Origin of the sequence: Pelomonas sp. V22 (assembly GCF_030014915.1) — a bacterium.
In the GTDB taxonomy this organism is placed as follows: domain Bacteria; phylum Pseudomonadota; class Gammaproteobacteria; order Burkholderiales; family Burkholderiaceae_C; genus JAUASW01.
This window is the reverse complement of record NZ_JAGIXS010000002.1, coordinates 15,718-29,683: the sequence shown is the minus strand read 5'-3', so window position 1 is coordinate 29,683 and position 13,966 is coordinate 15,718. Positions and strand designations below refer to the sequence as shown.

Below are 13,966 nucleotides of genomic sequence, written 5' to 3'. Positions count from 1 at the left end.
GGCTAAGATCGCAGCCTCCCCTCCCGGCCCCGTCACCTCTGGATCCCGCATGTCTGGCAGCACTTTTGGCGAGTTGTTCCGTGTCACCAATTTCGGCGAGAGCCACGGCCCCGCCATCGGCTGCGTAATCGACGGTTGCCCGCCCGGCATGGACCTGAGGGAGGCCGACATCCAGCCCGAGCTGGACCGCCGCCGCCCCGGCACCTCGCGCCATGTGACCCAGCGCAACGAGCCCGATGCCGTCGAGATCCTCTCCGGCGTCTATGAGGGCAAGACCACCGGCACGCCGATCTGCCTCTTGATCAAGAACACCGATCAGCGCAGCAAGGACTACGGCAACATCCTCGACACCTTCCGCCCCGGCCATGCCGACTACACCTACTGGCGCAAGTACGGCATCCGTGACCCGCGCGGCGGCGGCCGCAGCTCGGCTCGCCTGACCGCGCCCATGGTCGGCGCCGGCGCCGTGGCGCGCAAATGGCTGCAGCAGCAGTACGGCACGACCTTCCGTGGCTGCATGACGCATCTCGGCGAGCTGGAGATTCCGTTCGAGGATTGGAGCCATGTCCCGAACAATCCCTTCTTCGCCGCCAACGCCAGCAAGATTGCCGAGCTGGAGTCCTGCATGGACGAGCTGCGCCGCGCCGGCGATTCGGTCGGGGCCCGCATTGCCATCGAGGCCTGCAATGTGCCGGTGGGCCTTGGCGCGCCGCTCTTCGACAAGCTCGATGCAGACATCGCCTACGCGATGATGGGCATCAATGCGGTGAAGGGCGTGGAGATTGGCGACGGCTTCGGCGTCGTGGCTCAGCGCGGCAGCCGCCATGGCGACGAGCTGACGCCCGCGGGCTTTGCCAGCAACAACTCGGGCGGCATACTCGGCGGCATTTCCACCGGCCAGGACCTGCGCGTGGCCATTGCCATCAAGCCCACCAGCTCGATCCGTTCGCCCAAGGCATCCATCGACCGTGCCGGCCAGGCCGCCACCGTCGAGACCTTCGGCCGCCACGATCCCTGCGTCGGCATCCGCGCGACGCCCATCGCCGAGGCCATGCTGGCCCTGGTGCTGATGGACCATGCCTTGCGCCACCGCGCCCAGTGCGGCGATGTGCGCCATGAGCTGCCGCCGATAGCGGCCAGCCGCTGATGCTGGATGAAGCCGCCAAGCGCCGCCGCGTCCTGGCGGCCAGCGGCGCGCTTTCTGCCGCCTACTTCGCGGCCATCGGCCTGTTCAGCACCTACGCGCCGCTTTGGTACAAGTCGCTGGGCATTCCGCTGATCGAGATCGGCTGGCTGCTCTCGCTGTCCAGCTGGACCCGGCTCTTCGCCCCCTTCGTCTGGGGCTCGCTGGCCGATGCCAGCGGACGCCGTGTGCAGCTGATCCGCTTTGCTGCGCTGGCTACCTTGCTGGCCGGCCTCCTGTTCCTGCTGAAGCCCAGCATCTGGGTGCTGGCCTCGGCCACCTTCCTGATGTTCACCTTCAATGCGGCGATCACGCCCTTGAACGAGACCGTCGTCGCCGCTCAACTGATGACGGCCGATGGCGGCGTGGATGCGCGGCGCTATGGGCGTGTGCGGCTCTGGGGCTCGGTGGGCTATATGAGCAGCGTGGTCGGTGCCGGCTGGGTGCTGGAGCACCTGGGCCTGGGCTACTTCGTGCCGGGCGTGCTGGTGGGCCTGACCCTGGTGCTGGCCGCGGCCTTGTGGATGCCCCTGCAGCGCGTGGCCGCCCATGGCCACGAGAAGGCGCCGCCGCTGGCCGAGGTGATGCGGCGGCCCGCCGTGCGTTGGTTCTTCGCCGGTGTTTTCATGACCGTGCTGGGCCACACGGCGCTCTATTCCTTCTTCAGCCTCTACCTGGATGAGCTGGGCTATGGCAAGTCGGTGGTGGGCTTGCTGTGGGGCGCGTCCATCGTGGCCGAGGTGTTCTGGTTCGGCCTGCAAGGGCGCTTGCTGGAACGCGGCACCTTGCACCGCTGGCTCCTGGCCTGCGCACTGGTGGCCGTGGTTCGCTTTGCGTTGACGGCGGCCTTCGGCGCCAGCCTGTGGACGCTGGTGGCGCTGCAGACCCTGCATGCCATTACTTTTGCCGCCCAGCACACGGTCTGCATCGCCCTGGTGACGCGCTATTTCCCGGGCCGCCTGCGCGGCCGGGGCCAGGCGCTGTACTCGGTGCTGGGCTATGGCTTCTCGGGCGTGCTCGGTGCCATTGGCGGCGGCTGGCTGGTCAGCCACCTGGGCCTGGCCAGCATCTTCTGGGCCGCCAGCCTCGCAGCCTTGGCCGGTGCCGGCTGCGCCTGGCGCTGCGGGCAGTTGGACCGCTGAGCCGGCGGCTCGTCACGGTCCCTCGCAGTTCATCCGCAATCGAAAGCACCGGTCGGCGCCGATTGCGCCCTGTTCCGGGCAAATTGCATTTCGTCGCAAGTCCCGTTGGAAGCCCAAGCCGCGTCCCTACAGTGCGCTCACTTTTCCAATAGACGGGGACTTCCATGCGCAAGCAATGGCTTTTGAGCGGCATCGCCGCCGCAGTGCTGGCCAGTGGCGCCGGCGTGGCTGTTTGGGCCAGCAAGGGTGGCGACGCGCCGAAGAAGAAAGATGGCGAGAAAGCCGCGCCGACGCTGGAATTCGTGGCCAGCGAGGTGATCAAGCCCACTGTGGCGCGGATGCCTGGGCGCATCGAGTTCTCCGGGCCTCTGGTCGCACCCGGCACGGTGGTCGTGCGCAGCAAGGCAGCCGGCGTGCTGCTGGCCCTGAACGTGGCCGAAGGCAGTCGCGTCCGCGCTGGCCAGGCCCTGGGTCAGCTGGACCTGGAAGAACTGCGCTACCGTGTCGCCGAACGCAGTGCCAGCATCGAATCCGCCCGCGCCCAGGCCGATCAGGCTGAGCGTCAGCACAAGGCCAACGAGGGCCTGGCGGCACAGAACTTCATCTCCAAGACCGCGCTGGACGCCTCGCGCGCTTCGCTGGAAGCGGCCCGCGCCCAACTGGGCGTTGCCAAGGCCCAGCAGGAAACCGCGCAGGTGCTCCTGAAGCAGGCAGCCCTGGTGGCGCCGATCAGCGGCGTGGTCTCCAAGCGCCATGCGCTGCCGGGTGAAAAGGTGGCGGGCGAGCAGCAGGTGCTGTCCATCGTCGACCTGAGCAAGCTGGAGCTGGCCGGCCTGGTTGCTACCCACGAAGTGAGCCGGCTCAAGCCCGGCATGGTCGCCACGCTGCGTATCGAGGGCGTGGACCAGCCAGTCGAAGCGCGCATCTCCCGCATCGCGCCAGCCGCCGAACCCGGCACGCGCTCCATCGGCGTGACCCTGGAACTGAACAACCCCAAGGAAGCCTTCCGTGCCGGCCAGTACGCTGTGGCCCAGGTCGAGCTGCCGGACGATACCGAGCGGCTCACGCTGCCCGACACCGCCGTGGGCAGCACCTCGGGCCAGGACCATGTCTGGATGATCGAGAACGGCGCGCTGGTGCGTCGCATCATCACCACCGGCCGACGCGACCGCAGCACGGCCAAGGTCGAAGTGCTCAATGGCCTGAAGCCCGATGCCCAGGTGCTGGCCGCCCGTTTTGACAACCTGCGCGAAGGCGCCAAGGCCGCCGTCGTCGATGCGCGCGCCAAGGTGGCCAGCGCGGCCGCATCGACACCGCTGCGCAACTAATCACGGGAGACAAGCATCATGTGGATGACCCGCGTCTCCATCCAGAACCCGGTCTTCGCGACCATGGTGATGGTGGCCATTTGCGTGTTGGGCCTGTTCTCGTACGCCAAACTGGGCGTCGAGCAGATGCCTGACATCAGCTTCCCCGGTGTCTATATCGACGTCCGCTATCCCGGCGCTTCGCCCGAAGCCGTGGAGCGCGAGGTGTCGCGCCCGCTGGAAGAAGCGCTGAACACCATTGCCGGCGTCGAGCGCATCAACTCGCGCGCCTTTGAAGGCCGCACCCAGGTCAATGTGGAATTCGGCCTGAACGCCGACATGAGCCGCGTCATGCAGGACGTGCGTGACCGCGTGGCCATGGCCCAGGCTGGCTTCCCCAAGGACGTGAAGCCGCCCATGGTGATGCGCTACCAGGGCGACAACGCACAGCCCATCGTCGTGATGGCGCTGATGAGCAAGACGCGCCCGGCGCGCGAGCTGTCGATGCTGGCCGAGTTCACCATCTCCAAGCGCCTGGCGCGCGTGGACGGCGTGGCCAAGGTCGACATCGGCGGCATGGTCTCGCGCGAGGTCCGTATCGACCTCGATCCGCAGCGCCTGCGCGCCTATGGCATCACGCCGGCCGAGATCGCCTCGGCCCTGAACCAGGCCAACGCTGACCAGCCGATCGGCATGCTATCGGACGGCACTTCGGACGCGATGCTGCGCGTTGAAGGCAAGGTCAAGGATCCCAAGGAATTCGCCAAGATCATCGTGGCGCGCCGCGGCAACCTGGCGCTGACGCTGGCTGACCTGGGCACGCTGGTGGAACGCGAACGCGAGCCCGATTCCATCGCTCGCATCAACGGCCAGCCGGCTGTCAGCTTCTATGTCTTCAAGCAGCAGGACTCCAACATCGTCGCCACCGGCGAAGCGGTGAAGGAGGCTGTGAAGCAGATCCAGAAGACGCTGCCGGACGACATCAAGCTGGAGCTGATGTACGTCAACAGCGATTTTGTGAAGGGCTCGCTGGAAGGCCTGAAGCACACGCTGATCGAAGGCGCCTTGCTGACCGTGGCCATCGTCTTCCTGTTCCTGCACAGCTGGCGCTCGACCATCATCACCGGCCTGACGCTGCCCATCGCAGTGATCTCCAGCTTCATCGCGGTGCATGCCTTCGGCTTCACCCTGAACTTCATGACGATGATGGCCTTGAGCCTGTGCATTGGCTTGCTGATCGACGATGCCATCGTGGTGCGAGAGAACATCGTGCGGCATGTGGCGATGGGCAAGGACCATCACACGGCTGCGGCCGATGGCACGAACGAGATCGGCCTCGCGGTGATGGCCACCACCTTCGCCATCTGCGCCGTGTTCGTGCCGGTCGCCTTCATGGGCGGCATCATCGGCAAGTTCTTCTATCCGTTCGGCATCACCGTGGCCGTGGCCGTGATGGTGAGCCTGTTCGTCAGCTTCACGCTGGACCCGATGCTCTCCAGCGTCTGGAAGGACCCGCCGAGCACGACGCTGAAGAAGCTGCCGGTGATCGGCCACATGATCCGTGGCACCGACCGTGGCATGGACTGGCTGCACGGCTTCTACGACCGCGCGATCCGCTGGATCTTCTCGGGCCGCCGCTACCGCGTGTTCGTGCCGCCCGTGCCGGCTTTCGGCCGCCCCTTCAAGGGTGATGGCTCACGTGACCGTAGCGCCAAACGCGGCCTGCGCTTCGCAACCCTGACGCCGCGCGGCATCGTCGCGTGGTCGGGCGTGGGCAGCTTCGTGCTGGCCCTGGTACTGGCCGGCTTCGTGGGCAGCGAGTTCGTGCCTGAGACCGACCAGGGCTTCACCCAGCTGACGCTGCGCATGCCCACGGCGACCAGCCTGGACCGCGGCAATGCCAAGGTGCAGCAGGTCGAGGAGATCCTGTCGCAGTTCAAGGAAATCAAGATGGTGTCGACGGTGGTCGGCGCCTCGGGCGAGGGCATGGCGACCGGCCGCAACCAGGCTCAATTGAACCTCTCGCTGGTGGACCGCAAGGAACGCAAGCGCACGCAGAAGGAAGTGGAGAACGCGGTCCGCGAAGCCATCGCCAAGATCCCGGGCATCGAGGTCAGCGTCGGTTTCAACCGGCCGGTCTGGATCACGCTGCTGGGCAACGATGCCGAACAATTGACCAAGGCCGCCAACGAGCTGGCCGACAAGATCCGCAAGGTCAAGGGCACCGTGGACGTGGACACGACCGTGCGCGCCGGCCTGCCTGCGTTCGCGGTGAAGCTGAAGGATTCAGCCATCCGCGAGCTGGGCCTGACCGCGCCGCAGATCGCCTCTTCGCTGCGTGCCTATGTGAACGGCGAGGTCGCCACCTACTGGACCACGCCGGACGGCAACCAGGTCGAGGTGCTGCTGCGCCTGCCCATCGAGCAGCGGCAGCGTGTCGAGCAGATGTACAAGCTGCCGGTCGCTTTCTCCAAGGACGGTGCACCGATCTCGCTGGACCAGGTCGCCACCATCGAGCAGGTGTTCAACCCGGAAGTGATCCGCCGCCAGAACCTGCAGCGCCGCGAGGCCGTCTATGCCGGCGTGCAAGGCCGCAGCTCGGGCGAAGTGAACGAGGAAGTGGCCACGCTGGTCAAGAACCACCAGTTGCCGCCGGGCGTGAGCTTCCTGGTGGACGGCGCGGGCAAGCAGCAGCAGGAAGCCTTCATGGGGCTGGTCGGCGCCATGGGCCTGGCGGTGATCTTCATCTACATCGTGCTGGCCAGCCAGTTCGGCAGCTTCCTGCAGCCGATTGCCATCATGGCTTCCTTGCCTCTGGCGCTGCTGGGTGTGATGCTGGCCTTGCTGGTGACAGGCTCGACGCTGAACGTGTTCTCGATGATCGGCCTCGTCATGCTGATGGGGCTGGTGACCAAGAACGCGATCCTGCTGGTGGACTTTGCCAACCACGCTCGCAAGGCCGGGGCGACGGTGGCCGATGCGCTGCGCGAGGCCGGCCTGATCCGGATGCGCCCGATCATCATGACCACGGCGGCGATGATCTTCGGCATGCTGCCCATGGCCATCGCCTTCAACGAGGGCGGTGAGATCCAGGCACCGATGGGCCGGGCCATCATCGGCGGTGTGATCACCTCGACGCTCCTGACCCTGGTCGTGGTGCCGGTGATCTACAGCTATGTGCTGAACGTGCCGCGCCGCTGCGGCGAGGCCGTGCGCTGGGTGAAGGGCCTGTTCGGCCGCCGCTCACCGGAGGCCCTGCCGGGCAACGTGATGCCGGCCGGCGACGACTGAACTTTCTTCAGGCAAATGTGAGAAGGGGCGCATCGGCGCCCCTTCTCTTTCACACAAGCGCGGTAGCATGGTCCGCTCGATCCAAGGAGCAAGTGATGAGCGAAGCCCCCCAGAAATTCCGCCTGGTCACCCGCAGCGATTTCGACGGCCTCGTGTGCGCCGTGCTGCTGAACGAGCTGGAGATGATCGACGACATCTTCTTCGTCCACCCCAAGGACATGCAGGACGGCAAGATCGCCATCACCGAGCGCGACATCACCACCAATCTGCCTTTCGTGCCTGGCGCCCATCTGGTGTTCGACCACCATGAGTCCGAGACGGTGCGCAACACTGGCGAGCGCAAGAACCACATCATCGACCCCAAGGCGCCTTCGGCAGCTCGGGTGGTCTACGACTACTACGGCGGCAAGGCGCGCTTCCCGCGCATCAGCGATGCCATGATGGCGGCCGTGGACAAGGCCGATTCGGCCCAGTTCAGCCGCGAGGAAATCCTCGACCCCAGCGACTGGGTGCTTCTCAACTACCTGATGGATTCGCGCACCGGCCTGGGCCGCTTCCGCGATTTCCGCATCAGCAACTACGCGCTGATGATGGACCTGATCAAGTACTGCGCCGACCACGACATCGACGAGATCCTTGCACTGCCCGACGTGATCGAGCGCGTGGACCTGTACTTCGAACACACGGCCCAGGCGCGCGAGCAGATCGAGCGCTGCACCACGGTGCACAAGAACCTGGCGGTGCTGGACCTGCGCGGCGAAGAGACCATCTACGCCTGCAACCGCTTCATGATCTACGCGATGTACCCGGAGACCAATATCTCCATCCACGCGATGTGGGGCCTGCAGAAGCAGAACACCGTGTTTGCCACCGGCAAGTCCATCCTGGACCGCAGCAGCAAGACCAATGTGGGCGAGCTGATGCTGAAGTACGGCGGCGGCGGCCACAACGCAGCCGGCACCTGCCAGATCGCCAACGACCAGGCCGAGACCGTGCTGGCCGAGTTGATTGCCCAGATCAATCAGGACGGCTGAGCGCGCGCCGTCGCCGCACAGGCGCGCAGGTCCTTGATCGATCCGCCAGGCCTCACCGGCGACACAATGACTGGATGAGCACCTCGCCCCGCCGCCGACCTGCCAAGTCTCGCTGCATCGACCTCGCCCTGCAGGGCGGTGGCTCGCATGGCGCCTTCACCTGGGGCGTGCTCGACGCCTTGCTGGAGGACGGGCGGCTGCAGATCGACGGTGTCTCGGGTACCAGCGCCGGCGCGATGAATGCGGCCGTGCTGGCCTGTGGCTGGGCCCGAGGCGGGGCGGTCGGCGCGCGCGAGGCCTTGAGCGAGTTCTGGCATGCACTGGGAGGCGCTCCCGGTTGCTGGGGCGCGCTGGCGCCGCCCGCCGGCATGCCGCCGTCATCGCCGGCCTGGATGTTCAACCGCGACCAATGGCCGGGCTTCGCGATGTGGGAGAGCTGGCTTCGCCAATGGAGCCCGTACCAGCTGAATCCCTTCAACGTCGATCCGCTGCGCGACTTGGTCGCCGCCCATGTGGACGAGCAGGCGCTGCGCGAGGGGCCGCTCAAGGTCTTCGTCACGGCCACCTCGGTGCGCACCGGCCAGCCCCATGTGTTCAGCGGCGAGGAGCTGAGCATTGAAGCCTTGCTGGCCTCGGCCTGCCTGCCGCAGACGGCGCAGACCGTGGTCATCGATGGCGAGCCCTACTGGGATGGCGGCTTCTCCGGCAACCCGGCGCTGTGGCCGCTGATCTACGGAACGCAGACGGACGATGTGCTGCTGGTTCAGATCAATCCGCTGGTGCATGAAGGCATTCCGCGCACGGCCATCGAGATCGCCGACCGCCTGAACGAACTGACCTTCAACGCCAGCCTGGTGGCCGAGATGCGGGCCATCGCCTTCGTGCAGAGGCTGCTGCGCGACAAGCGCGTGGATCCGACGCGCTACAAGGCCTTGCGCCTGCATCGCGTGGCCGACGAGGCCGGGCTCGCGCCCTTCGATGCCTCCAGCAAGCTCAACACCGATCCGCGACTCTTGCAGACGCTGTTCGAGCTGGGGCGGGCGGCAGCCACGCGCTGGCTGACCGAGGAGGCGGCCGCCGTGGGTCAGCGCAGCAGCCTGGACGTGGAGGCCGTGTTCCTGGCCGGGCGCGCCAGGCCGGGCAATAAATAGTCGGCTGTTGTTATTGACAGTACTGTATGTGAATACAGTATTATCTGGCCCGTCGCATCACCGCATCCCTCGGAGTTCGCATGAGCCACCTCACCGCCGTCTCTTCGTTCCTGCGCCAGCTGAATCGCCTGAAAGACCCGAACGCCTGGGTCTGCCTCATCGCCGTGTTCGTGGTCCTGGGTCTGCTGGGCGGGGCCTTCGAACCTGCCGAGCAGGACCGGCTCCGTGACGCCGGCCTCGGCGATGGCGCCGCACCGCAGGTGCTGCACCTGGCGAGGGCCGATCAGCCCAGCTGACTGCCGTCAGTCGATCAGCCGGGTTGGGTGCCGGCCGCTGCCGCTGGCTTGGCAACCGGGCGCAGCAGCAGGGCGGCCAGCAAGGCCGCCAGCAGTGCAAAGCCGGCACCGAGGCCGAAGGCCAGCTGATAGCCGCCGCTGAGTGCCTGCGGCAGAGCGGCGCCGGCCGCCGAGCGCGAACTGCTGCGGGCGGCGGCCAGGCTGGCCAGGACGGCCAGCCCGAGGGCCCCGCCCATCATGAACGAGGTGTTGACCACGCCCGAGGCCAGGCCCGAATCCTCCGGCTTGACCTCGCTCATCGCGGCCAGCAACACGGGGTTGAAGGCCACGCCCGAGCCCAGGCCCAAGAGCAGCATGCCGGGCACGATGTCGATCCACATCGTGCCGTCCACCGGGGCACGGGCGAACAAGGCGAGGCCGGCTGCGCCCAGCAGGAGGCCGACAGTCAGTGGGCCGCGTATGCCGAAGCGCATCACGATCTTGGCCGACAGGCCCAGCGAGAAGCCTGCCATGATCAGGTTGGCCGGCAGGAAGGCGAGCCCGATCTGCATGGCCGAGAAGCCCAGCACCAGCTGCATGTAGAGCGCAGAGATGAAGAACCAGGCGAACATCGCGGCCGCCCACAGTACCCCCACCGCATTGGCCACGGCCACCGAGCGCAGCTTGAACAGCGAGAGCGGCATCAGCGGCTGCCTCACCCGCGCCTCGATCAGCAGGAAGACCACCATCAACAAAAGCGCGCTGCCCAGCATGGCCAGCGTGCGCGTCGAGGTCCAGCCGGCCTCGTTGCCGTTGACCACGGCGTAGACCGCGAGCATCAGGGCACTGGTCACGCTCACTGCGCCGGCCAGGTCCAGGCGCACGGCCTGCTGGGCCTTGCTGCGCGGCAAGAGCAGCAGGCAAAGGCCGAACACCACGGCGCCAATCGGCACGTTGACCAGGAACACCCAGTGCCAGTCCAGCGCGCTCGTCAGCAGGCCACCGAGCAGCACGCCTATGCTGCCGCCACCGGCGCAGACGAAGCCATAGACACCCATGGCCTTGGCACGCTCACCGTCCTCGGTGAACAGATTCATGATCAGCGACAGCGAGATCGCCGACACCACGGCGCCGCCCAGGCCCTGCACCGCGCGCGCTGCCACCAGCATGGTCTGCGAGCCCGCGACGCCACAGGCCGCCGAGGCTGCGGTGAACAAGGCCAGGCCCAGCAAAAACATACGGCGGTGACCATACAGATCACCCAGCCGCCCACCGAGCAGCATGAAGCCGCCGAAGCTCAGCATGTAGGCATTGACCACCCAGACGAGCGAGGTTTCCGAGAAGCCGAGGTCGGCCCGAATCGAGGGCAGGGCCACGTTCACGATGGTCGTGTCCAGCACGATCATCAAGACGCCCAGGCACAGCACCATCAGGGCGAGCCAGCGGCGGCGGGGATGCAGGTCTTGTTCGGTCATGGCATTCCTGATGCGAAGGTCGGCGAGGTTAGCAGGCCGATGGGCCCACTGCTGCAGTCACGACGATCAGGGGGTGGCGTTCTCGACAGCGCTCAGGTGCGAGCCGAGGAAGGCGCCGACGCGGGCTTCGTAGGCCGCAGGGTCGAAAGCATGGAAGTCCAGGTCAGCGGCACCCGGCAGTACCCACAGCGACTCGGGCTCGGCGGCCGCCGCGTACAGGCGCTGCGACTCGTCCAGGCGCGTGTGCTGGTCCTGCTCGCCCGCTATCTGCAACAAGGGGCCGCCCAGCTCGGCGAGCTTGTCGATGGGGCGCAACTGCTCGCTGGAAACGCCGAGCCGCCACGGCAGCTGAAGCAGCAGCAGCAGCAGCAGCAGCAGCGCAGCCGGCCGAGCACCTTGCGCTTGCGGGTCATCGCTTTTGGAACAGCAGCCGCGTATCAGCCCGCGCGCCGTGCCAGCGTGCGGATATGGGTCCAGAGCAAGGCCTTGGGTACCGTGCTCATGCCCATGCCGGTCATGCAATGCTCCAGCCGCTGCGGGCGCTCGCGCAGCACCTCACAGGCCCGCTGCAGGTCGGCACGGACGCTGTCCCCGTAGGCCGCCTCGGCCTTGGCGATGGCTTGCTGCAGCAATGCCTTGGACGCTTGCATCATGGCCATGTCGATCAGGTCGCGGCAGAGTACCGAGTCGTCGCGCCAGCGGTCGGAATTGGCGAGCAGTTTGCTCGCAAGCAGGTCGAGCGGCGTCAGCGAGCGTATGCCGCAGACCTCGTCGGGTTGGCCGGGCAGATCAAAGGCAATGCGAGCCTCCAGGACGATCTCGAACTTGATGTCGATGCCATCGACCCGCAGCATGGTGCGCAGCCCGTACTGATCGGCACGCAGTTCGCGCACCTGCTGCAGCTCAGCGCCTGGGCGGCTGATGGCCTTGACGCCCTCCGGGCCGGTCAGCAGCTGGCGCAGCTGGCGATAGCCCTCGCGCTTGGAAACGAGCAGATCAATGTCCACAGATTCGCGGTACTCACCAAAGCGCAGCGCCATCGCCGTGCCGCCACCGAACCAGCATTCATTGGCGGCCAGCAGTGGCCCATCCAGGCTCTCCAGCACGCGCGCGATGCGACGGTGGTGTTCACGTTCAAACAAGCGGACGCCCTCCGCCGACCGTCTTGACCAGCGCATTGACCAGCTCGCGCTCCTGCGGCTCCAGATGGGCCGCGTCGACATGGCGCCAGTTGCGCTCGTACAAGGCCAGCGCTTCGCGCGCGGTCAATTCCGTGATGCCGGGTTGCTGCCAGGCCAGTCGCTGGAGCTGCGGGTATCGGTCCAGCCGAACGACTTCTGGCGCCGCCTGGGCCAGCTCGGCCTGTCGGCGTTCCTGCTCCGGGTCTCGAAGTTCCAGCAGCAGGCCCAGGGCCTGGCTGGCGCCCAGGTAGGCGCCCATGGTGACCGAGGGTTCGCCGCTCTCCAGGCGATGCAGCGTCGTTCTCGACATGCCGGCCGCCTCGGCCGCCGCCACCGCGCTGATGCCCAGCGCCTCGCGGCGCGCGCGAAGCCGAGCACCCAGCGCTTGCAACTTCAGCTGCAGCGCTTCGCTGATGGGTGGAGCTTGAGCGGGCATATGTATCTCATTCTATGCAAATCGGCCGATTTGTACAAAATGAGATACATATTCAGCACTCGACGATGTTCACCGCCAGGCCGCCGCGTGCGGTTTCCTTGTACTTGGTCATCATGTCGGCGCCGGTGTCGCGCATGGTCTTGATGACCTTGTCGAGGCTCACGAAGTGCGTACCGTCGCCGCGCAGCGCCATGCGGGCCGCGTTGATGGCCTTGACCGAGGCGATGGCGTTGCGCTCGATGCAGGGGATCTGCACCAGGCCGCCCACCGGGTCGCAGGTCAGGCCGAGGTGGTGTTCCATGCCGATCTCGGCGGCGTTCTCGACCTGCTCGGGCGTGCCGCCCATCACCTGGCAGAGCGCAGCCGCCGCCATCGAGCAGGCCACGCCGACTTCGCCCTGGCAGCCGACTTCGGCGCCCGAGATCGAGGCGTTTTCCTTGTAGAGGATGCCGATGGCGGCGGCCGTCAACAGGAAGTCGATCACGCCTTCGTCATTGGCATGGTGGACGAAGCGCGAGTAGTAATGCAGCACGGCGGGCACGATCCCAGCCGCTCCGTTGGTCGGCGCGGTCACCACGCGGCCACCGGCTGCGTTCTCTTCGTTCACCGCCAGCGCGTACAGATTGACCCAGTCCATCACCTGCAGCGGATCACGCAGCGCGGCTTCGGGGTTGTTGGTCAGGTCGCGGTGCAGTTGCGCCGCGCGGCGCTTGACCTTGAAGCCGCCGGGCAGGATGCCTTCCGTCTTGCAGCCGCGCGTCACGCAGTCCTGCATCACCTGCCAGATCTTCAGGAGCCCAGCGCGGGTTTCCTCATCCGATCGCCAATGGCGCTCGTTGCGGCGCATCACCTCGGCGATGGAAATGCCGTGTTGCTTGGTGAGTGCCAGCAACTCATCGCCGGTCTTGAAGGGGTAGGGCAGTACCGTGGCATCGGGCGCGATGACCTTCTGCTTGGAGCCGTCGGCTGCTACCTCGTCGCTGACGATGAAACCGCCGCCGACCGAGTAGTAGATGCGGTTGGCCACTTCATTGCCCTCGGCATCGAAAGCCAGGCAGCGCATGCCATTCGCATGGAAGGGCAGGGACTCGCGGCGCTTGAAGACCAGGTCCTTGGCTTCGTCGAACTTGACGGCCTGCTTGCCGACCACATTCAGGTCGCCAGCACGGATGGCCGCGAGCAGCGACGGGATCGCCTCAATGTCCACGCTGTCCGGCTCATGACCAGCAAGACCCAGCAGCACAGCCGTGTCACTGCCGTGGCCCTTGCCCGTAGCACCGAGGCTGCCGTACAGGATGACCTGCACTCGGGCCACGCGGGCCAACAGGCCCTCGTGATCCAGGCGCAGGCCGAACAGGCGCGCAGCGCGCATCGGGCCCACGGTATGTGAGCTCGACGGGCCGATGCCAATCTTGAAAAGGTCGAAGACCGAGACTGCCATGCGGAATCTCCTCCATGAGGCCCCTCGTGGAGGCCCTCTCAGGTTCTAGG

Annotated in this window: 12 protein-coding genes; 7 read left to right on the top strand and 5 right to left on the bottom strand. The window is 66.6% G+C overall.

All coding sequences use genetic code 11. The features are described from left to right. The first annotated feature begins 49 nt into the window (after positions 1 to 49). The 7 genes from aroC to J7U46_RS09220 all read left to right on the top strand — a co-directional run bounded on the left by aroC (position 50) and on the right by J7U46_RS09220 (position 9,404). Positions 50 to 1,147, top strand: coding sequence for a chorismate synthase (gene aroC / locus J7U46_RS09250; RefSeq protein WP_282825087.1), 1,098 nt, complete (start codon positions 50 to 52; stop codon positions 1,145 to 1,147). Then, positions 1,147 to 2,325 carry an MFS transporter gene (locus J7U46_RS09245; RefSeq protein WP_282825085.1) on the top strand — a complete coding sequence of 393 codons (1,179 nt, stop codon included), beginning with the start codon at positions 1,147 to 1,149 and terminating at the stop codon, positions 2,323 to 2,325. Before aroC ends, J7U46_RS09245 begins: the two co-directional genes overlap by 1 nt. Positions 2,326 to 2,489: 164 nt before the next feature. After that, positions 2,490 to 3,653, top strand: coding sequence for an efflux RND transporter periplasmic adaptor subunit (locus J7U46_RS09240; protein WP_282825083.1), 1,164 nt, complete (start codon positions 2,490 to 2,492; stop codon positions 3,651 to 3,653). An 18-nt stretch (positions 3,654 to 3,671) separates the two neighbouring features. Continuing rightward, positions 3,672 to 6,923, top strand: a complete 3,252-nt coding sequence (locus J7U46_RS09235; protein ID WP_282825081.1) for an efflux RND transporter permease subunit — start codon at positions 3,672 to 3,674, stop codon at positions 6,921 to 6,923. A 95-nt stretch (positions 6,924 to 7,018) separates the two neighbouring features. After that, complete coding sequence (locus tag J7U46_RS09230) at positions 7,019 to 7,957, top strand: exopolyphosphatase (RefSeq protein WP_282825079.1); 939 nt, start codon at positions 7,019 to 7,021, stop codon at positions 7,955 to 7,957. A 74-nt stretch (positions 7,958 to 8,031) separates the two neighbouring features. Next, complete coding sequence (locus J7U46_RS09225) at positions 8,032 to 9,108, top strand: patatin-like phospholipase family protein (RefSeq protein WP_282825077.1); 1,077 nt, start codon at positions 8,032 to 8,034, stop codon at positions 9,106 to 9,108. Positions 9,109 to 9,188: 80 nt separating this feature from the next. Continuing rightward, entirely contained in the window at positions 9,189 to 9,404 is a 216-nt protein-coding gene (locus J7U46_RS09220; protein WP_282825076.1) for a hypothetical protein, read from the top strand. 14 nt (positions 9,405 to 9,418) lie between these two features. Here the strand turns inward: J7U46_RS09220 and J7U46_RS09215 are convergent, their stop codons facing one another. The 5 genes from J7U46_RS09215 to J7U46_RS09195 all read right to left on the bottom strand — a co-directional run bounded on the left by J7U46_RS09215 (position 9,419) and on the right by J7U46_RS09195 (position 13,916). Continuing rightward, the gene (locus J7U46_RS09215; protein WP_282825074.1) at positions 9,419 to 10,858 is read right to left on the bottom strand and encodes a DHA2 family efflux MFS transporter permease subunit; all 1,440 of its coding nucleotides are present in this window, start codon (positions 10,856 to 10,858) and stop codon (positions 9,419 to 9,421) included. A 66-nt stretch (positions 10,859 to 10,924) separates the two neighbouring features. Further along, on the bottom strand, positions 10,925 to 11,173 hold the full coding sequence (locus tag J7U46_RS09210) for a hypothetical protein (RefSeq protein ID WP_282825072.1): 249 nt from the start codon (positions 11,171 to 11,173) through the stop codon (positions 10,925 to 10,927). 122 nt (positions 11,174 to 11,295) lie between these two features. Next, positions 11,296 to 12,000, bottom strand: coding sequence for a nucleotidyl transferase AbiEii/AbiGii toxin family protein (locus J7U46_RS09205; RefSeq protein WP_282825071.1), 705 nt, complete (start codon positions 11,998 to 12,000; stop codon positions 11,296 to 11,298). Next, positions 11,993 to 12,475 (bottom strand): helix-turn-helix transcriptional regulator, encoded by a 483-nt coding sequence (locus J7U46_RS09200; RefSeq protein WP_282825069.1) that lies wholly within the window; start codon positions 12,473 to 12,475, stop codon positions 11,993 to 11,995. Before J7U46_RS09200 ends, J7U46_RS09205 begins: the two co-directional genes overlap by 8 nt. A gap of 52 nt (positions 12,476 to 12,527) precedes the next feature. Then, positions 12,528 to 13,916, bottom strand: a complete 1,389-nt coding sequence (locus J7U46_RS09195) for an L-serine ammonia-lyase (protein WP_282825067.1) — start codon at positions 13,914 to 13,916, stop codon at positions 12,528 to 12,530. Positions 13,917 to 13,966 lie beyond the last annotated feature (50 nt).